The organism is Kouleothrix sp., assembly GCF_046328425.1.
In the GTDB taxonomy this organism is placed as follows: Bacteria; Chloroflexota; Chloroflexia; order Chloroflexales; family Roseiflexaceae; genus Kouleothrix.
Window position 1 is genome coordinate 171,151 of sequence record NZ_JAXLWP010000013.1, and the last position, 19,863, is coordinate 191,013.

Consider the following 19,863-nt stretch of genomic DNA (forward strand, 5'->3'; position numbering starts at 1 on the left):
GCGCCGGAAGCGCTCGAGGCTCGAGGAGGACGCCAATGATCGAATGTATTCCAAACTTCAGCGAGGGCCGGCGGGAAGACGTGATCGCGGCGATCGGCGCGGCCGTGGCCGAGGTGCCGGGCGCGACGCTGCTCGACACCAGCGCCGACGCCGACCACAACCGCAGCGTGATCACCTTTGCCGGCCCGGCCGAGGCGGTGGCCGAGGCGGCATTTCAGGCGGTGCGCCGCGCCGCCGAGCTGATCGACATGACCCAGCACAGCGGCCAGCACCCCCGGGTTGGCGCCACCGACGTGCTGCCGTTCGTGCCACTGCGCGGCGCGACGCTTGAGCAGTGCGTGGCGATTGCGCGCGCGGTGGGCCAGCGCATCGGCGACGAGCTGGGCATCCCGGTGTACCTGTACGAGGCGGCGGCCACCCGGCCCGAGCGCGCCGCGCTGCCAAACCTGCGGCGCGGCGAGTACGAGGGGCTGCGCGAGGCGATCGGCAGCGACCCCGCGCGCGCGCCTGACTTCGGCCCGGCGCGCATGGGCACCGCCGGGGCCACGATCGTCGGCGCGCGCCAGCCACTGATCGCCTACAACATCTACCTCAACACCGCCGATGTCGAGGTGGCCAAGCGCATCGCCAAAGCGGTGCGCGGCTCGTCGGGCGGGCTGCGCGGCGTGCGCGCGCTGGGCATGCTCGTCGAGGGCCGCGCCCAGGTGTCGATGAACCTGATCGACTTTCGCACCACCCCGATCCACCGCGTCGTCGAGATGGTAGCGCGCGAGGCGGCGGCCTACGGCGCGCTGGTGGCCGAGAGCGAGCTGGTGGGCTTGATCCCCGAAGACGCGCTGCTCGACGCGGCGCGCTTCTACCTGCGGCTGCACGGCATGGCCGACGACCAGATCCTCGAGCGGCGGCTGCGCGACCGCAGCTGATACTAGCTCCGTTTGATCGCTTTCTTTTGGTGATGCTCTGCCCGACTTCGCCGGGGAGGGCTTCACAAAAAGAACGTTCGGGGATGGCTTCGCCGCCCCCGAACCCTCACTATTCACGCAGTTGTGTTGTTCGGCTTCTCGAAGCGGTGCATTTCGCCTGCGGCAGCGTGGTACTTGCCGATCTGCCGAAGGCTGAAGGTGCCAAGTGCGTTTGTCCTACAACTTTCAGCCAACCTCGAAGCTCCATCAATCTGCGTCGTCGGCGGATCGGCCACTCTGCATCTCGGGGTGCTCGGCCAGGGCGGCGCGCTCGGCGTGGCGCAGCTGCTCGCAGATCGCCTCGGGGCTGGGGCCGGCGTGGCGCCGCGCGGTGTCGACGATCAGCACGAACTCGATGTTCAGCGGCTTGGCCGAGAAGCGCTGGCTGCTGACGCGGTAGCGCTTGTACTCGCGCTGCACCACGCTGGTGTGGCCGCGATCGGCGCAGGCGCGCACCAGCGCGCCAAGCGGGATGACGCCGTCGGTGCTGTAGCTCGTGAGGATCCAGCGCGCGTCGAGGGCGGCGAGCAGCGTGGCGAAGGCCTGCTCGGCGTCGCCGCGGTGGTTGTAGGCGCTGCGCCGCTCGGCGCGCCAGTCGGTGCGGATGGCGGCTTTGTTGCGGCCGGCGATGTGCTCGCTGAGCGGCGGCCGATCCCATAGCGCGATCGAGTTCAGCACGTGGTAGTTGCTGCCGTAGGGATGCTGGTTGTACGGCGGGTCGAGGTAGGCGATCTCAGCACGCTGGCCGGCGGCGCGCAGCTGCCCGGCCAGCGCGGTGGCGTCCATGCGAAACACCTGGTTGGGCTGGCGGTTGTCGTGGAACAGCGCCGGCCGCAGCTCGAAGCGCGCGAGGATGCGGTAGAGCGCGGTGCCGGTCTGGCCGCCCCAGCCGTTGTGGAAGCCTTTGAACACGCCGCTGGTGTTGCTGGTGTAGCATGCCTGGTAGAGCATCGGCGCGAGCAGGCAGTCGCGCTCGTGCAATGAGAGGTCGCCGGCGCGCTGCCACTGGTCGATCTGCTCGCGCATGGCGTCGATGATCATGCCGTTGGCGCGGGTGTAGAACAGCCGGTCGCGCGCGCGGTCGTAGCGCTGGTCGCTGGCGGGGCACAGGTGGCGCGTCACCCAGTCGGCGCGCGGCGGCAGGGCGTTGAGCCGGCCAATCGCGGTGTCGTAGCCGCCGAGCGCGCGAAACGGCGGCGGCGCGTTGCACTCGACGTAGCAGCGGTTGATCGCCTCGGCGTAGGGCTCCCAGTCGTTTGCGAGCACGCGGAAGCCAAGCTGCTTGGCCATGCGCGCCACAACCCCGCTGCCGGCGAACATGTCGAGAAAGGTGGCGCCGGCGGCGGCGCCGGTGCGGCCGATCGCCTCGTGGATCAGGCCGAGTAGCTTGCGCTTGTTGCCGATGTAGGGGATGAGCTGGTTGAAGACGTAGTGCTCGGTCCAGGCGGCGGCGTGCGCGTCTTTGGTATAGGTGAAGTCGTGCTCGGTCATGGGTTTGATCCGTTTGGTGAACTGCGCACTCGCCCTGTGGGCGAACATAGGGTTCGCCTTTATATTCACTTTCCGGGGCGCTGTACACCCGGCCCCAGTCTTTTTTCCGGGGCGCTGCGCGCCCGGTTCCAGTCTTCTTTCCGGGGCGCTGCGCGCCCGGTCCCAGTCTTCTTTCCGGGGCGCTGTGCACCCGGCCCAAGCACGGCTTCGTTTTCGTTCCGGGGCGCTTCGCCCCCGACCCCCCGATTAGGAGAACCCGGCCGGTTCTCCTAAAACCTCTCCGGCTGAAAGAGCGCTGTACCGGCGAACAATGTCACGCGATCATGCCTCAGGGCGTGCATACACCCCTTTCCATGCCCCGAGGCATCCGCCACCGGCGCTGAAACAGAGACGGCATTCTTGTATGGGGCTTGGGGGTTGTTAGGGGCCGCAATCGGCCCCTAACCGTAGGGCGGGGGGCCGCGCAAGCCCTGATGCAGCACTACCCGCCCAGCTCTTTGAGCCGCTCCTCCCACTTTTTGCTCATGCGGTTGTAGGTGTCTTCGCTGATCTCGCCTTTCGAGAAGCGCAGATCGAGCGCGTCGATCGCCTCTTGCACCTGGGCGCGTGTCAGCGCGCCGCCTGCGGGCGCCGGATCGGCGGGAGCCGGCGCGGCCGGGCGCGGCTGCATGGCCTGGCCGAGCGCGCCCGCCATCGCAGCGCCGAGGCCCACGCCCGCGCCGAGGCCCACGCCCGCGCCGGCCGCGCCGCCGGGATTATTGGCGGCGTCGCCCATGGCGCGGGCGGCCTTGAACTTCATGTAGGCGTCCATATCGCCGATCGCGCCCATCGACGCGCGCTCGTCGATCGCCTTGGCGGTGTCCTCGGTCGGCGAGATCGAGCCGATGTAGAAGGCCGCGAGCTGCAGGCCGATCGCGCTGAAGTCGTCGGCCAGCTGGGCCTTGACGCCGGTGCTCAGCTCGCTGAACTGGCCGGCCAGCTCGAGCAGGCTGCGCTGCTGCTCGCCCAGCACGTCGGTAAAGCGCTGCATGATAATGCCGCGCAGGTAATTCTCGAGCTCGCCGGTGGTGAAGATGCCCTGCTGGCCGGCGATCTGGTTGGCGAACTGGAGCGGCTCTTTCACCTGGTAGGCATAGCTGCCGAACGCGCGCAGGCGCACCATGCCGAAGGCGGTGTCGCGCACGGCCACCGGCTCGCTGGTGCCCCACTTCTGGTCGAGGAACTGGCGCATGTTGACGAACAGCACCTCGGCCGGGAATGGCGTGCGCCCGCCGGTGGCCATGCCGATCAGGCCGGCCAGGATGGGGATGTTGGCGGTGGTGAGGGTGTGCCGGCCGGGGCCGAACGAGTCGAGCGCCTGGCCGTCGCGGAAGAAGATCGCCACCTGGCTGGGGCGCACGATCAGCTGCGAGCCGAAGCGGATGTCGAAGGCTTCGCCCTGGGGCTCGCGGTGAATAATCTCGCGGCCGGTCTCGTCGACGAACTCGATCACATCAATAATTCGGGCCATGTCGTCCTCCATATGCTATGGTTATACCAATTTCGCTTGATCCCTGACACTTTGGTGGGGGTTTGGGGGCGGCTTCGCCGCCTCCAAATTTCTTTGTGTTAGGACGTACGCAGTTGGCGCGCTCTGCCTTCGGCAGTGCGGTTTTTCCGCGCTCCGCGCGGAAAAACCGCACACAGTATTACAGGGTCGGCCTAGGCTTTGGCGGGCGGCGGCGTGGGAGTTGCCGTGGTCTGCGGCGCGCCGGGCGGGATGAACAGCTCAGCGCCGCAGTACTGGCACTTAACGATCCCCTGGCCCACTAGCTCGCGCACGCCGCCGCAGTTCGGGCATTTGTTGCTGCCAACCTGCGCGGCGTCCTTTGAGTAAAAGGTGTTGGTGCTCCAGTCGATATAGCCGGTGAACAGGCCCTGCTGCACCAGCTCGTAGATATCCTGCTTGACCTCGTCGCGGGTCATTTTCAGCTCGACGATGATCGAGTTGAGCGGGGCCTTGCCCTGGGCCTGGATCAGGCCGAGCAGGCGCTCTTTTTTGCGCACGCCGGCCAGCTCCTGCTCTTCGGCGCGGCCTTTGCTCAGCAGGTAGGCGCCGATGCCGCCGAGGATCAGCAGTGGCAGCACGCCGAACAGCCCGATGCCAAGGATCGCGCCCGACCCGCCGAGCCGGCCCGACGCGACGCCCGAGCCGATGAACAGCGCGACCACGAGAAGGATCGCCAGGCCGGCGCCGATCAGGATCATGCCTACGGTTTTTCCGCTTCCGATCATGCACTCCATCCTTTTGTTGGGAGTTTGAGAGGTTTGCAGGTTCGAAAGCTCGTGCCCTGCAACCTGCGAACCCTGCACATTCTAGCCGAAGCCGCTGGACCCGCCGCCGCCGCCGCCGCCGCCACCGCCGCCGCCGCTGAAGCCGCCGCCACCGCCGCCGCTCGAGCTGGAGGGCGAGCTAGTGAAGATCGACGATGTCGAGTTGAGCATGTCGAAGAACCCGGAGCTCATGCTATTCAGCCCGGCGAACGCCCCGCCGGCCGCCTGGTCGAGCGAGGGCAGGCCGCCGCCCGAGCCGGCCGGCGCGCCCGAGCCGGCGTGCCCGCCCGGAGTGCCGTAGTGGCGCGGGCCGTAGCCGTAGCCGTAGGGGTAGTACCAGCCGGGCGCGGGCGTATCGACCTGGGCGAACTTCTGCACCCAGCTGCGCTCGAGGCCAAAGGCCACCGCGTAGGGCAGGTAGCGCTCGAACTGCTCTTTGGCCTGTGCCACGTTGGTGTACTTATCGATCCGCTCGAGGTAGCGGCGGAACGCCTGCCACTTGGCGGCGGCCACCGCGCCCTGCTGGGTTTTGCGCGGCATGTAGCGGCTGAGGATCAGGAAGCCGATCGCCAGCGCGATGATCACAAAGCCCACCAGCGGCGCCAGCGGCGTGTAGAGCGCCAGCGCGCTGCTGCCGAGGCAGCCGCCGATGATCGCCAGGAGCAGCAGCAGCACCGCCAGCACGGTGTAGCGGTTGCGCACGCTGTTGGGGTTTTCGTCGAAATAGCCCTGGCGCACCACCTCCTCGTACATGCGCTTCTTCAGCTCGGGCAGCTCGGTGTAGAACTGGTTGCGCAGGCTCGCGAGCGTGCGCTCGCCCATGCTGCTGCCGAAGATCTTCTCGAACAGCGCGCGCTCGTACGGCCGCAGCTGGCGCAGGTCGGCCTGGCCGCGCACAAACGTGAACTCGCGCGTCGAGCCGATAAAGCCCTGCTTCTCGGTCTCGGCGATCTGCAAGTAGCCGCGCCGCGCCAGGTCGACGAGCGTGGCGATGATGTCTTTCATGTCGGCGCGCTCGTCGATCAGCGTGCCCACCAGGCCGGGCGGCACGTCTTCGGGCGGGGTCGGGTAGAACTCGGCTGTGATGCCGGTGGGCTTGTCGCGCCCGCGCCCGTACCACAGCAGGTACAGGCCGCCGAAGCCGCCCAAGCCCAGCAGCACCGACGACACCAGCGCGATCAGGTTGTAGAACGGCTCCTTGGCCTTGCGCGCGGCCTCGGCGGCGATGCGCGCGTCGTCGGCGGCCTGCCACGCGGGCGGGCTGGCGCTGACAACGCCGTGCGGGAATTGCACGCGCACTTCCCACTCGTCGCCGCTGCCGAACGCGCGCCCGTCGAACACCGCGGTGCCGTCTTCGTCCACGCGGGCGTGGCCGGTTTCGGTGGTGCTGTTGCGGTAGCTGGCGACCTTGAGCTGGCTGGGGGGTAGGCCCTGCGGCATATGCACGGCGACCCGCGAGTCGTTGATCGTATACTGGCGATCGCTCTCGATAAACTTCCAGAAGAACTGGTCGCCGTCGGGGTAGATCCGTAGCGCGCCGCGCAGCCGGTAGCGCAGCGTGAAAGTGCGCGTCTGGTCGGTGGTGCTGGGGAAGTACCAGGTGATTTTCTGCTCGCCGCCGTTCGGCGCCACATTGAAGGTGAACGGATTTTCGCCGCTCACCTGAAGGTAGTTCTGCGTGCCCTCGCTGACGCTCCAGCCGTCGATCGACTCAACGCGGTTGAGCGGGATCGAGCGGAACGCTAAGTGGAACGGGCCGCCTTGAAACTGGGTTCTCCAGACCTCGACGACCTGCACGTCGCCGTTGGGCAGCACGCTGATATCGCCGTCGCGCCGCTCGACCAGCACCGATTTCGACTGGGCGGCGGCCGGCGAGGCGAGCGCGAGCGCGGCTAGCAAGAGCACGGTGCCGGCGAGCAGCAATTGCCCGAGGCGCCGGTGAAGCCTGCGCATTGTTTTCATGGTGTTCACCCTAAACATATAACGCTCTGCTGCTTGCACTGCGCGACGCGGTTGGGGCGCGTTTGCGCCCTGGGCGGTCGCGTCAACGATAGTATATACGTTTTTGGTGCTTGTGGGGTCGCAGAATTCGCACGCCTTGTTTACAGGCGCGTGTGCCGGGCGCTGCGGCTGCTCTCGGCTGCGCGGCCTGGTTCGCCAGCGCGTGTAACACAAGTGTGACTGGGCCATGCTATTGTCGGTGTGGCGCTTGGCCGGCGGCGCGGCGGTTGCGAAGATCGCGCGGTGGCCTGCGGCGTGTGGCCGGGGTGCTGGCGTGCGGTGCACGGCATCATCCGAAAGGGAGGCACAATCTTTCTGCGAATGTCGGGCATGTCTGCATGCGTTTGACAAACAAGATGATTGTGAGATAATACACACGGTCAAAATCGGTCAGATGTCTAGAACAAAGGAGTTACCCCATGAAGCTCAATGTACGCTCGTGGATGTCGGGTGTGGCGCTGGCCAGTGCACTGCTTCTATCGGCGTGCGGTGGCGGTGGTGGCAGCACTGGCGGCGGGGGCGGCGGCGCACCTGCGGCGCTGAACGTTTCGACTGCGGGCGAGCAGCTGCAGTTCGCGCCCGGCAACCTGAGCGCGGCTCCTGGCGACGTAAAAGTGACGTTCAAGAACGGCTCGGGCGCCCAGAAGCACAACTGGGTGCTGGTGAAGGGCGGCGACGACGTAGCGGCGAAGGTCGATGAGGCTGGCGTTGCCGCTGGCGATGCCAAGGGCTACATTCCCGACGATGCCAACATTCTGGCGCACACCAAGCTGGTTGATGGTGGCGGGAGCGACTCGATCAGCTTCAAGGCCGACCCGGGCACCTACACCTTCCTGTGCACCTTCCCCGGCCACTACACCGCCGGCATGAAGGGCACGCTGACGGTTAAGTAACCAGTCGCCTGAATCACCAAGCCCCGCCGTGGCAGCACGGCGGGGCTTTTGCATGCGCGGGGCAGCTAGGCCGAGGGCAGCGGCTCGGCCTGGCCCTGCGTGCCGAGCCAGATATCGCGCGAGCCGGTGACGAACTGGCCGGCCAGGCCGCCAAACAGCGGGAAGCCCGAGTCGACGCCGATGTGGCGGCTGTACCAGGCATCGTGATCGGCCTGCGTGGCGAACACCGGGAAGTAGGTGCGCATGGGGTAGGCGATGCTCAGCTCGGCGCGCGTCAGCGTGCGGTTGCCGGGGAACTCCTCGACCACGCCGTCGCCATTGAAATCGCGGTTGTTCGAGGCCAGCGAAAACTGGCCCAGCGCCGGCCACTGCGCGTCGACGATATAGTACTCTTCGCGGAGCTGGCCGCTCTGATCGTGGAATGGCTCGCTGTAGCCCACCAGCACCACCGAGTGCTGCCCGGAAACCGCCACCGACCCCATTTTCACCATGCCCAGCTCGATGATCACCGGCACCCCACGGTCGATCAGGTCGCGCAGCACTGCCTCGTAGTCGGTGCGCTGCAGGTTGCCGAAGTGCGTGCCGAAGCCGTGGCGCTTCAGCAGCCAGGTGGTGACGGGGCTGGGCGTGCCGCCCCACTGCGGCTGAAAGAATACGCCGGCCTCGCGCACAAAATCGTCTTTGCGGTAGCGCTGCGCCTGGGCCAGCAGGTTGGCCGCGTTCGAGGCTGCGGTGCAGCCGCACTCATTCCAGCCTTGACCCTCGACTGGCCAGGCGGCGTCGCCGGTGGCGCTGTTGACCGCGTGGACGAATACCGGAAATGCCATAGTTCCTCCGTGTGTATCTCGCTTCCGAACAGGCATGGCGTACGTGCCCGGCGTGTTTGCCTCTGGCGGCGCGCTCCTTCACGGTACTTTTCGTTCTTTTGTGTGCTGGGCAAGCACATGCTGCACATTGGTGATGGTGCGGCGCGGCTTCGCCGCGCCGCACCATCACCAAGATTTCTGCGGGGGCGGCGAAGCCGCCCCGCACCCCCACCGTGCAGGGTGTATTTGCCCAATACACTTTTCGTTCTGTTGTGCTCGATTATTCGCGCTTTGCGCGAACAATCGAGCACCTGAATAGCGTAGTACCGCTCTGCCGAAGGCTGAGCGCGCTAGCTGTGCAAGTGCTAAGTATAAACGGATGGGCGGTGATATTTCAAGGGCTGTGCCCTGGCTATTTGAGCCTTGGGGGCGCGCCGCGCGCTGGTTGGCCCTGAGGCATGAGCGCCCTGCGCCGATGCTGGCAGCGCGCGCTTTTCCTTGGAAGCCAAATGGCGCGTCCGGCGAGGCGCCGCCACGGGGCTGCCGTTGGTGTACAATCAGCCAACCCAAACCGCGTAGCCAGGAAAGAGCAATGGATACAGAACGACTGTACTTCAGCGACGCGTACCTCACGCGCTTCAGCGCCCGTGTGATCGCCCGCGCCGAGCGCGGCGGCCGCCCGGCGGTGGCGCTCGACCAGAGCGCCTTCTACCCCGAGGGCGGCGGCCAGCCGGCCGACGCCGGCACGCTCGGCGGCGTGGCCGTGCTCGACGTGCAGGCCGACGATGGCCTGGTGTGGCACACGCTCGCCGCGCCGCTCGACGCCGACGTGGTGGAGGGCCAGGTCGACTGGGCGCGGCGCTTCGACCATATGCAGCAGCACCACGGCCAGCACCTGCTCTCGGCGGCGTTCGAGCAGCTGTTTGGCCTCAAGACCGTGTCGTTCCACCTGGGCGCCGCCGCCGCGACGATCGACCTAGCCGCGACGGCGCTCGCGGCCGAGCAGGCAGCCGCAGCCGAAGACCTGACCAACCAGGTGATCTGGGAGGAACGGCCGGTGCTGGCGCGCTTTGTGACGCCCGAGGAGCTGGCGCGGCTACCGCTGCGCAAGCCGCCGCAGGTGAGCGGCGCGGTGCGGGTGGTGTCGGTGCCCGACTTCGACCACTCGGCCTGCGGCGGCACGCATCCGCGCGCAACCGGCGGCGTGGGGCTGGCGCATCTGCGCCGCTGGGAGCGCCGCGGCGAGGTGGTGCGGGTGGAGTTTGTGTGTGGCGGCCGGGCGCTGGGCGATCTGCGCTGGAAGAACGCCGCGCTGGCCCGCCTGGCCGGCGCGCTGTCGGTGGGCGCCGACGAGGTCGAGGCGGCGGTGGCGCGGGTGCGCGAGGCCGAGGAGCGCCAGCGCAAGCGGCTTGAGCTGGCCGCCGACCAGCTGATCGGCCTGGAGGCGCGCGATTTGCTGAGCAATGCCGAGGCGCGCGGCGAGCTGCGGGTGGTGCGGCGGGCCTTCGCCGGCCGCGGCCCCGAAGAGCTGCGCGCGCTGGCAAAGGCGATCGCCGGGCTGGGCGGCGTGGCGCTGCTGGGCGGGCGCGCCGAAAAGACCCAGCTGATCTTCGCGCGCGCCGAGGGGCTGGCGCTCGACTGCGGGGCGCTGCTGCGCGCCACGCTGGCGCCGCTGGGCGGGCGCGGCGGTGGCCAGCCCGCGCTGGCGCAGGGCGGCCTGCCCGACGGCGCGCAGCTTGAGGCGGCGCTCGACGCGGCACTGGCGCGGCTGGCGAACGAGTGAAGCAGTGTGAGGAGCACAATGATCCACGAGCTGTCGGTTCGCACCAGCGGCCAGGAGTGCATGGTAGATATCACCGGCGAGGTGGCGCGGCTTGTGCGCGAGCGCGGGCTGGAGGCGGGCGTTGCGCTGCTGTATGTGCCGCACACAACCTGCGGCATCACCATCCAGGAAAATGCCGACCCCGGCGTGCAGCACGATATGCTCATGCTGCTGCGGCGCGTGGCCCCGCGCGAAGACGCCGGCTACCGGCATATCGAAGACAACTCGGCCTCGCACCTGCAGGCCAGCGCCATGGGCTTCTCGCACTTCGTGTTTGTTGAAGGCGGCCGGCTGGTGCTGGGCCGCTGGCAGGCGATCTACCTCGCCGAGTTCGACGGGCCGCGCACCAGGCGGGTGCTGGTGAAGCTGCTGCGCGATTAGCACGTCGGCCCAAGTTCGCAGTTTTGTCACAATTTCGGCGAACTCGCGTGATAGCCGCGCGCTAGACTGAGGCTGTGGCTTTGGCACGATGAGGATCTCGCAATGCTTCGAGTGTTCCCGCGGCGGGTGTTGCTGTTGCTGTTGGTGCTGCTGCTGGCCGGCTGCGGCGGCGCGCCGGCCGACGTTGGCCCGGCGCTGGCGCTGGCGCCGTGCCAGATCGGCGCGCCTGGCCTGGCCGAGCGGGTGGCGGCGCGCTGCGGCACCCTGGCGGTGTTTGAAGATCGCGCCGCCGCGCGCGGCCGGACGATCGAGCTGCGCGTCGCGGTGGTGCCGGCGGTGAGCCGCACCCCGGCCGCCGACCCGCTGTTCTTTCTGGCCGGCGGGCCAGGCCAGTCGGCGATCGACAGCTACCCGCTGCTCGCGGCGGCGCTCAAGCCGATCAATCGGCAGCGCGACATCGTGCTGGTCGATCAGCGCGGCACCGGCGGATCGCACCCGCTGCGCTGCGCGGCATTCGAGCGCGAGCTGAGCGCGCCCGACGAGCGCGAGATCGCCGCGCAGGCGCGCGAGTGCCTGGCCCAGCTCGGCGCCGACCCGTGGCTGTATACCACGGCGCAGGCCGCAGACGACCTCGACCAGGCGCGCGCGGCGCGGAGCTACGGCCAGATCAACCTGTACGGTGTGTCGTATGGTACGCGCCTGGCGCTGACCGACAAGGGCCAGCATGGCGGCGAGGTGCGCGCGGCGCTGCTCGACGGCGTGGTGCCGCAAGACGCGGCGCTGGGCCTGGCTGTGGCGCCCGACGCACAGCGCGCGCTCGACATGATCTTCGCGCGCTGCGCCGCCGAGCCAGCCTGCGCAGCCGCGTTCCCGAATGTCGGCGGCGAGTTTGCCGAGCTGCTGGCGCGGCTCGACCGCCAGCCGGCGAAGCTCAGCGTAGCCCACCCGCTCACCGGCGCGCCCACCGACGTGACCTTCACGCGCGAGATGCTGGCCAGCAGCGTGCGGCTGCTGAGCTACGCCCCCGAGACGGCCGCGCTGCTGCCGCTGCTGATCCACAGCGCTTACGCCACGGGCGACACTCGCCTGCTGGCTGCGCAGGCGCTGCTGGTGAGCCAGCAGCTTGGCCAGAGCATCAGCGGCGGCTTGAACCTGGCGGTGCTGTGCGCCGAGGACGTACCGTTCTTTGGCGAGCCGGCCGGCGCAGGCGCGGGCTACCTCGGCGCGGGCTCGCTTGCGCAGCTGCGCGCGGCCTGCGCCGCCTGGCCGGCCGGCGCGGTCGCGCCGGACTTCAAGCAGCCGGTGGCCTCGGATGTGCCGGTGCTGCTGCTTTCGGGCGAGGCCGACCCGGTGACGCCGCCGGCGAATGCCGAGCGCGCCGCCGCCACGCTGCGCAACAGCATGCAGCTAGTGGCGCCGGGGCAGGGCCATAACGTATTGCCGCGCGGCTGCCTGCCGCGCCTGGCCGCCGAGTTCGTCGAGCGCGCGAGCGTGGCCGGCCTGGACACCGCCTGCGTCGCCGATATTCGCGCGATGCCGTTCTTTACCAGCTTCGCCGGCACCGAGCCGTGAGCGAATGATACCAACTCCGTTTGATTACTTGTGTTTTCTTGTGCGGCGCCCGGCTTTGCCAGGCGCCGCACAAGAAAAAGAAATTTCGGGGCAGCGAAGCCGCCCCCAAACCCCCGAAAGTGAAGCATGGTATGATCGAAGTCAAGCATCTGCAGAAATCGTTTGGCAGCGTGGCGGCGGTGCGCGATGTGTCGTTTGTCGCGCCCGACGGCCGGATCACTGGCCTGCTTGGCCCCAACGGCGCGGGCAAAACCACCACGCTGCGCGTCCTCTACACGATCGTGCGCCCCGACGGCGGCACGGCGCTGGTGGATGGCATCGACGCCGCCCAGCAGCCCGACGCGGTGCGCCGGCGCATCGGCGTGCTGCCCGACAACCGCGGGCTGTACCAGCGCCTGACCGCGCGCGAGCACATCCGCTACTTCGGCCGGCTGCACGGCATGCGCGGCGCGGCGCTTGAGCGCGCGATCGACAGCCTGATCGACCTGCTTGACATGCGCGATATTGCCGAGCGGCGCGCCGAGGGCTTTTCGCAGGGCCAGCGCGTGAAGGTGGCGATTGCGCGGGCGCTGGTGCACGGCCCGCGCAACATTCTGCTCGACGAGCCGACCAACGGCCTGGACGTGATGAGCACGCGCGCGATGCGGACGATCATCCGGCGGCTGCGCGACGAAGGCGCGTGCGTGCTGTTCTCGAGCCATATTATGCAGGAAGTCGCGGCGCTGTGCGACTCGATCGTGGTGATCGCGCAGGGCCGCGTGGCCGCTGCCGGCACGCCCGACGAGCTGCGCGCCGCCACTGGCGAGCCGAACCTCGAAGACGCCTTTGTGGCGGCGATCGGCAGCGAAGAGGGGATCATGCTGTAGGCGCGCCGCTGTATTGAGTACGGTTCTGGCGGGTGGCGGCCGCATTCGTGGCCGCCGCCCGCCAGAAAAAGTGGATACTTGGAGGGACTTCGTCGCTCCAAACCACCCTTTTCACACAGCTTCTTAGGCCCATTGAGAGACACTGTGATGTTCGATCGAATTCGCACGATCTTTATAAAAGAGATTACCGACCACCTGCGCGACCGGCGCACGCTCGGCACCGCGCTGTTCTACCCGCTGCTCGGCCCGCTGATCCTGGTGCTGATGTTCTCGGTGATCGGGCGGGTGGCCGCCGACCAGAGCGAGAAGCGGCTGGAGCTGCCGGTGGCCGGCGCCGAAAACGCGCCGGCGCTGGTTGAATTTCTGCGCCAGCAGAATGTGCAGATCGCGCCAGCGCCGGCCGACCCGCAGGCGGCGGTGCGCGCGGGCGATGCCGACGTGGTGCTGGTGATCCCGCCCGAGTATCGCCGCGCCTTTGTGGCCGGCGAGCCGGCCGCCGTGCAGCTGGTGATCGACGAGTCGCGCCAGTCGGCCGGCGTGACCGTCGGCCGGGCGCGCGACCTGCTGCGCAGCTACAGCGGCCAGATCGGCGCGCTGCGGCTGCTGGCGCGCGGCGTAAGCCCGGCCGCAGCGCAGGCGCTGGCGGTGGAAGACGTGGACGTGGCGACGGCGCAGAGCCGCGCGGCCAGCCTGCTGAACCTGCTGCCGTACTTTATTATCTTCTCGGTGTTCTCGGGCGGCGCGGGCCTGGCGGTCGACAGCACCGCCGGCGAGCGCGAGCGCGGCTCGCTCGAGCCGCTGCTGATCAACCCGGTGCCGCGCCACGAGTTCGTGCTGGCCAAGCTACTGGCGGTGCTGGCCGTCGGCGCGGTGGTGTTGATCGAGACGCTGATCGCCTTTGCGCTGGTGGTGAATCTGGTGCCGCTGGGCGCGGCGCTGGGCGTGCAGCTGAGCTTCAGCCTGGCCTCCAGCGCGCTGATCGGGCTGCTGGCGCTGCCAATGCTGCTGCTGGGCGGCGCGCTGCAGATGGTGGTGGCGTCGTATAGCCGCGGCCCGAAAGAGGCCAGCACCTACCTGCAGCTCATCCCGCTGATCCCGGCTATGCCCGGCCTGCTGCTGGCGTTTATGCCGGTGAAGAGCGCGCTGTGGAATATGCTGATCCCGACCTTCGGCCAGCAGCTGCTGATCAACCAGGCGATGCGCGGCGAGGCGCTGCGCCCGGCCGACGCGGCGATCTCGGCGGCGGTGACGCTGGCGCTGGCGGCGGCGCTGCTGGCGCTGGCGGTGGGCCTGTACCGGCGCGAGGCGATCGTGGTGGGGAAAGGGTAGAATCATACAACCGGCAGCGGGGCACGATCGGCCCTGGCATTGCGATTGGCGTGAGTATGGCAACGATTTTAATTGTGGAAGACGAGCACGAGCTGGCTGCGCTGCTGCGGCGCCAGCTCGAGGCCGAGGGCCACCAGGTGCTGGTGGCGCACGATGGCCCGTCCGGGTTGATGCTGGCGGCTCAGGGCCAGCCCGACCTGATCATCCTTGACTGGATGCTGCCGGGGCTCGACGGCCTGGCGGTGTGCCGGCGGCTGCGCGAGCGCTCGATCGTGCCGATCCTGATGCTCACCGCGCGCTCGGAAGAGGCCGACCGCGTGCTGGGGCTCGAGGTCGGCGCCGACGACTACCTGGTCAAGCCGTTCAGCCTGCGCGAGCTAATGGCGCGGGTGCGCGCGATCCTGCGCCGTGCCGAGCTGCTGCGTCGCGCCGAGCGCGGCGCCGAGGGGCCGATCGCGCTGGGCGGCCTGCAGATCGACCCGCTGGCGCGGCGCGTGCAGGTGGCCGGCGAGCCGGTCGACCTGACCGTGAAAGAGTATGACCTGCTGCTCATACTGGCGCGCCATCCCGGCCGCAGCTTCAGCCGGGCCTACCTGCTCGACCAAGTGTGGGGCGAAGACTACGACGGCGGCGACCGCACCGTCGACACGCATATTGTGCGCCTGCGCCGCAAGCTCGGCGATATGGGCGAGCGCATCAGCACGGTGTGGGGCGTAGGCTACCGCCTGGAGTGAAGAATGGCACAGCCCTGGTTGTTTGGCGGCGCTCGCGCCGCGCTGCGGGCGCAGCTGGCCCGGCGCAGCGGCTACTGGCGCGCGCTGCTCGAGATGCTGGCGCTGAGCAGCGCCGCCTCGCTGCTGACCTACCCGCTCGCGCTGGTGGCCGGATCGCCCTGGACGGAGATCGTGGCGCTGCCGCTGGTGCTGCTGCAGGCGGGCGGCGCCTGGCGCCTGGCGCCGGGCCACGGCACGATCTGGCGCCGCGGCCTGCGCGCGCTGAGCTGGAGTGTGCTGTTTGGGCTGCTGGCCGGGCTGGTGAGCTGGCTGTGCCTGCGCTTTGTGCAGCACCCGGCGCTGCTGTACGGCCGGCGCTTCGACGACCTCAACACCGCGCTTGGCCCCTACCTTGCGAACTACCAGCTGCTGACGCTGGGGCTGTTCGCGCCTGTGCGCCTGCTGCTGGTGCTGTGGGCCGCCGGGCGCAGCCGGCTGCGCTGGCAGCTGGCGTTCTCGTACCTGCTGGTGGGCGTGCTGACGACGCTGCTGCTGCCGATTGCGCTGATCGTGACGGCCGGCGTGGCCAGCCTGTTCCTGGTGCCGACGCTGGTGGATCCGAACGATGCCGCGCAGCGCATGGCTGCGGCGATCACGCCAGTGGTGCGGCGCCACGCCGGGCCTGGCGAGATCGACGCGCTGCTCGGGCGGCTGCTCGACGGCAGCGCGCACCTGCCGACAACCGACGACCAGCTGAGCCGCGAGCTCGACCGGAGCGACGCGAGCGCGTTTTCGTTCAACGGCGTGCGGCGCGTGCTGCTGGTGGCCCCCAACGGCATGGTGCTGGCGAGTGCGGGCGCAGGCGCCGCGCCCGCGGGCGCGCCCCTGCCGGACGACGAGCGCGCCCGCGTGGGCCTGCTGATCGATCGGGTGAGCGGCGGCGGCTGCACCAGCGGCCGGCCGCTCGACGGCGAGCTCATCGACAGCGCCGCCTGCGCGATCGGCGACGAGCGCGCCGCCCCGATCGCAGCCCTGGTCGTCGAGAACAATGTCGACGTGACCTACCAGTGGAGCGCGGCGGTGGTGCGGCTGACGACATTCGTGCTGATGGGCACCAACCTGGTGCTGAATGTGATCCCGCTGACGATCTTTGTGGTGCTGCTGGTGTCGATCGGCAGCGGCTACATGCTGGCGCGCCGGCTGACGCGCCGGCTCGAGCGGCTGGCCCAGGCCACCAGCGCGGTTGCGGCCGGCCAGCTCGATCATACAGTGGCCGTCGACGCGCCCGACGAGGTTGGCCGGCTCGGGAGCGACTTCAACGCCATGGCCGCGCAGCTGCAGGCGCGCGAGCAGGCGCTGGCCGCCGCCGCCGCGCGCGCCGATGCGCTGCTGCAGAGCAACCGCCGGCTGGTGGCGAATGTGTCGCACGAGCTGCGGACGCCGCTGGCGACGCTGCGCGGCTACCTCGAGGCGCTGGCGCAGGAGCACGGCGAGCACCTGCCCGCGCACGATCTTGAGGTGATCCAGCGCGAGGCCCAGCGCCTCACCGGCCTGATCGACGACCTGTTCACGCTGGCGCGCGCCGAGGCGCAGCAGCTGCCGCTGACGCTTGAGCCGGTGGATGCCGCCGCAGTGGGCCGCCGCCTGGCCGAGACGCTCGCGCCGCTGGCGCGCCGCGAGCGCCAGATCGAGGTGGTGGCAGCGCTGCCGCCCGCGCTGCCGCCGGTGCTGGCCGATCGCAAGCGCCTCGAGCAGGTGCTGCTGAACCTCATCCAAAACGCGCTGCGCCACACGCCGCCCGGCGGGATTGTGGCGATCGAGGGGCTGGCCGCCGGCGACGCGCACGTGACGCTGGCAGTCGCCGATACCGGCGTGGGGATCGCGCCCGACGAGCTGCCGCTGGTGTTCGAGCGTTTCTACCGCAGCGACTCCTCGCGCGCCCGCGAGACCGGTGGCGCCGGGCTGGGCCTGGCGTTGGCGCACGAGCTGGTGGCGGCGATGGGCGGTACGGTCTCGGCCGAGAGCCAGCCCGGCCGCGGCAGCCGCTTCAGTGTGACGCTGTGCCGCGCCCCGTAATACCAACTCCGTTTGATTACTTGTGTTTTCTTGTGCGGCGCCCGCCAAAGCCGGGCGCCGCACAAGAAAAAGAATTCAGGGCGGCGAAGCCGCCGAACCCCACCATAATCCAAGCGATCAGCCGGATTTGGTATAAGCCAGCCCCGGCGGTACGCAAGTTGCATAGATCGCAGGCAAATGCGTGCTGTAAACCGTCTTTGGCGCGGCGCCTGCGTGCCCCACGCCAAAGCTCGCCCCGTGAGGGACACACCATGCGCACGATCAAAACACTCAGACCAATCGATTATGCGATCCGCGGCGCGTTTCTGGGGGCCATGCTGGTCGGCGGGCTGTTCGAGCTGCCGCGACAGCGCGGCGCCAGCGAGGCCTCGCTAACAGGCTCGCCGGCGCAGCAGTGCCGCCAACACGCCCGCGATGCCTGGTGGGCCGAGGTTGTGCCGCTTGGCTGCTAGGCTGCGCGTGGGTGCAGCATATTCGCAGATCGCCCGCTGGCTGTGGTGATACCAACTCCGTTTGATTGCTTGTGTTTTCTTGTGCGGCGCCCGGCATTGCCGGGCGCCGCACAAGAAAAAGAATTTCGGGGGCGGCTTCGCCGCCCGAACCCCCACCATAATCCAGCGATCAGCCGGATTTGGTATGATGCGTAGGTGGGGAGGAGAGCGACCATGCCGCGTTGGCTGTGCCTGCTGCTAGCCTGCGCCCTGGCCGGGTGCGGCGCGGCCAGCCCGGCGCTCGCGCCGACCGCCGCGCCTGCGACGCGCATCCCTCCGCCGCGCCCTACCGCAACTCCGCGCCCCAGCCCCACGCCGGTTGTGTTTATGCAAGAGTACCCGCTGCCGGCCGGCACGCACCCGCACGATGTCGCGCCCGCCGCTGATGGCGGTGTGTGGTACACCGGCCAGGCCAGCGGCGTGCTCGGCCGGCTCGACCCGGCCACCGGCGCGGTGCGCGAGGTTCGGCTGGGCGCAGGCTCGGCCCCGCACGGCGTGATCGTCGGCCCCGATGGCGCGCCGTGGATCACCGACGGCGGGCTGAACGCGATTGTGCGCGTCGACCCGCAGAGCTTCGCGGTGCGTGTGTTCGCGCTGCCGCCCGATCGCCCCGCCGCGAACCTTAACACCGCCACATTCGATCGCCAGGGCCAGCTGTGGTTCACCGGCCAGAGCGGCATCTACGGCCGGCTCGACCCGGCCACCGGCGCGATCCAGGTGTTCGACGCGCCGCGCGGCCCCGGCCCCTATGGCATCACGACGACGCCAAGCGGCGCGGTGTTCTTCGCGTCGCTGGCCGGCAGCTATATCGCCTGGGTCGACCTGGAGAGCGGCCAGGCGACGGTGCTCGAGCCGCCCACGCCCGAGCAAGGTGCGCGGCGCGTGTGGAGCGACTCGCGCGGCAGGGTGTGGGTGAGCCAGTGGGATGTCGGCCAGCTTGGCCTGTACGATCCGGTGGCAAATCGCTGGCGCGAGTGGCGGCTGCCCGGTGCGCGGCCGCAAGCCTACGCGGTGTATGTCGACGATCGCGATATTGTGTGGCTGAGCGATTTTGGCTCGAACGCGCTGGTGCGCTTCGACCCGCGCACCGAGCTGTTTACTACGTTTGGCCTGCCAAGCCCGAGCGCCAGCGTGCGCCAGCTGCTCGGCCGCCCCGGCGAGGTGTGGGGCGCCGAATCGGCCGCCGATAAGCTGGTGGTGGTGCGCCAGCCGTAGCCATTGCCTGCTTCTTTAGCTAGATCGCAAGCCGCGCCATAGCGCGGCGCAGATCGTCGGGGATGCGCGGGCGCGCCTGCGAGTTGAGCCAGAGGGCCGGCGCGTGTGGCTGCGGCAGCAGGAACAGCACCGCGTGCAGGCGCGCCCAGTGGCGCAGGAAGTCGCGCGCGCCGGCAAAGCCGCGCCGGGCGAACAGCTCGTCGTCGCCGCGCTCGGCGCGCAGCCGCAGCGCCGCGAGCATGCCCGCTGCGTCGAAGCCGGCGGGCAGCGCCGCGTCGTAGTGCAGCGCGAGCATATTCAGCATGCCCGGCGCGAGCTGGCCGAGCTTCTGGCTGAGCACGCCGGCGAGCTTGCCGAGGTTGTGCTCGCCGCTCTGCTCGGGGCGCTCGGTGGGGCGGATGCGCCGCACCTCGACATTCAGTGGGGTGTGGGTTTTGAAGGTGACGAGGAAATCGGCGGCGCGGCGCGTGCCCACGCCGCCCTTCTCGTACTCGAGGGCGAAGCTGCGCTCGCGCAGCAGCAGCCGGGCCACCAGCAGCTCGCAGCGCAGATCGAGCAGGTACTGCTCGTCGGCCGCGCCGCGCAGCTTCTTGCGGATCTTGTCGCGGTAGGTTTCGGCAAACGCGCGGAAGCGCGGCGACTCGCCGGCCCACTGGGCTAGCTCGGCCGCTAGCGGGTGTGCGCCGCCGCCGAAAATATAGCTTTGCAGCTGTTCGGGCGTCATTCGCGCATGATACCACCTCCGCGCCTGACGCCCGAACGCCGCGCATGCCAATGATCCTGGCTCGCCTACACGTTGTGTAGGCATGTCTACACGTTCGGAAGAGTAGCCTACACAAAACTTCCGGCCTTGCCGTGAAGGAATTTGCTGAGCTGTGTTTGCCCGTACAGGGCTCGTGCAACGTCTTTCGACCCCTCCCCCTACCCCTCCC

General features: G+C 69.1%; 17 protein-coding genes. 11 read left to right on the forward strand and 6 right to left on the reverse strand.

The genetic code is table 11. The annotated features are described in order from the left end of the window. Positions 1-35 precede the first annotated feature (35 nt). Positions 36-923, forward strand: a complete 888-nt coding sequence (gene ftcD, locus U0177_RS14080; protein ID WP_409571270.1) for a glutamate formimidoyltransferase — start codon at positions 36-38, stop codon at positions 921-923. Between the two features lie 246 nt (positions 924-1,169). On the opposite strand, the gene U0177_RS14085 is transcribed toward ftcD, so the two are convergent. The 4 genes from U0177_RS14085 to U0177_RS14100 form a co-directional block, all read right to left on the reverse strand. Beyond that, the gene (locus U0177_RS14085; RefSeq protein ID WP_409571271.1) at positions 1,170-2,453 is read right to left on the reverse strand and encodes a DNA adenine methylase; all 1,284 of its coding nucleotides are present in this window, start codon (positions 2,451-2,453) and stop codon (positions 1,170-1,172) included. A 481-nt stretch (positions 2,454-2,934) separates the two neighbouring features. Then, positions 2,935-3,963 (reverse strand): SPFH domain-containing protein, encoded by a 1,029-nt coding sequence (locus U0177_RS14090; protein WP_409571272.1) that lies wholly within the window; start codon positions 3,961-3,963, stop codon positions 2,935-2,937. A 191-nt stretch (positions 3,964-4,154) separates the two neighbouring features. Next, positions 4,155-4,727, reverse strand: coding sequence for a hypothetical protein (locus U0177_RS14095; protein ID WP_409571273.1), 573 nt, complete (start codon positions 4,725-4,727; stop codon positions 4,155-4,157). 81 nt (positions 4,728-4,808) lie between these two features. Beyond that, positions 4,809-6,728: a DUF2207 family protein gene (locus tag U0177_RS14100; protein ID WP_409571274.1), complete on the reverse strand. Its 1,920-nt coding sequence runs from the start codon at positions 6,726-6,728 to the stop codon at positions 4,809-4,811. A gap of 458 nt (positions 6,729-7,186) precedes the next feature. Between U0177_RS14100 and U0177_RS14105 the strand changes: the two genes are divergently transcribed. Further along, on the forward strand, positions 7,187-7,660 hold the full coding sequence (locus tag U0177_RS14105; protein WP_409571275.1) for a plastocyanin/azurin family copper-binding protein: 474 nt from the start codon (positions 7,187-7,189) through the stop codon (positions 7,658-7,660). 65 nt (positions 7,661-7,725) lie between these two features. Here the strand turns inward: U0177_RS14105 and U0177_RS14110 are convergent, their stop codons facing one another. Continuing rightward, positions 7,726-8,487, reverse strand: a complete 762-nt coding sequence (locus tag U0177_RS14110) for a hypothetical protein (RefSeq protein WP_409571276.1) — start codon at positions 8,485-8,487, stop codon at positions 7,726-7,728. Between the two features lie 571 nt (positions 8,488-9,058). Here U0177_RS14110 and U0177_RS14115 point away from each other — a divergent pair. The 9 genes from U0177_RS14115 to U0177_RS14155 all read left to right on the forward strand — a co-directional run bounded on the left by U0177_RS14115 (position 9,059) and on the right by U0177_RS14155 (position 18,931). Then, positions 9,059-10,249: an alanyl-tRNA editing protein gene (locus tag U0177_RS14115; protein ID WP_409571277.1), complete on the forward strand. Its 1,191-nt coding sequence runs from the start codon at positions 9,059-9,061 to the stop codon at positions 10,247-10,249. An 18-nt stretch (positions 10,250-10,267) separates the two neighbouring features. After that, a complete protein-coding gene (locus U0177_RS14120; protein ID WP_409571278.1) occupies positions 10,268-10,669 on the forward strand; it encodes a secondary thiamine-phosphate synthase enzyme YjbQ in 402 nt (133 codons plus the stop codon). Positions 10,670-10,771: 102 nt separating this feature from the next. After that, a complete protein-coding gene (locus U0177_RS14125; protein WP_409571279.1) occupies positions 10,772-12,241 on the forward strand; it encodes an alpha/beta fold hydrolase in 1,470 nt (489 codons plus the stop codon). Between the two features lie 131 nt (positions 12,242-12,372). After that, the gene (locus U0177_RS14130) at positions 12,373-13,107 is read left to right on the forward strand and encodes an ATP-binding cassette domain-containing protein (protein ID WP_409571280.1); all 735 of its coding nucleotides are present in this window, start codon (positions 12,373-12,375) and stop codon (positions 13,105-13,107) included. Positions 13,108-13,254: 147 nt separating this feature from the next. Continuing rightward, a complete protein-coding gene (locus U0177_RS14135) occupies positions 13,255-14,436 on the forward strand; it encodes an ABC transporter permease (protein WP_409571281.1) in 1,182 nt (393 codons plus the stop codon). Between the two features lie 56 nt (positions 14,437-14,492). Then, positions 14,493-15,170 (forward strand): response regulator transcription factor, encoded by a 678-nt coding sequence (locus U0177_RS14140; RefSeq protein WP_409571282.1) that lies wholly within the window; start codon positions 14,493-14,495, stop codon positions 15,168-15,170. A gap of 3 nt (positions 15,171-15,173) precedes the next feature. Then, positions 15,174-17,225: an ATP-binding protein gene (locus U0177_RS14145; RefSeq protein ID WP_409571283.1), complete on the forward strand. Its 2,052-nt coding sequence runs from the start codon at positions 15,174-15,176 to the stop codon at positions 17,223-17,225. Positions 17,226-17,476: 251 nt separating this feature from the next. Further along, the gene (locus tag U0177_RS14150; RefSeq protein WP_409571284.1) at positions 17,477-17,677 is read left to right on the forward strand and encodes a hypothetical protein; all 201 of its coding nucleotides are present in this window, start codon (positions 17,477-17,479) and stop codon (positions 17,675-17,677) included. A 213-nt stretch (positions 17,678-17,890) separates the two neighbouring features. Beyond that, positions 17,891-18,931, forward strand: a complete 1,041-nt coding sequence (locus U0177_RS14155) for a lyase (RefSeq protein ID WP_409571285.1) — start codon at positions 17,891-17,893, stop codon at positions 18,929-18,931. A gap of 19 nt (positions 18,932-18,950) precedes the next feature. On the opposite strand, the gene U0177_RS14160 is transcribed toward U0177_RS14155, so the two are convergent. Next, positions 18,951-19,655, reverse strand: coding sequence for a hypothetical protein (locus U0177_RS14160; RefSeq protein ID WP_409571286.1), 705 nt, complete (start codon positions 19,653-19,655; stop codon positions 18,951-18,953). Positions 19,656-19,863 lie beyond the last annotated feature (208 nt).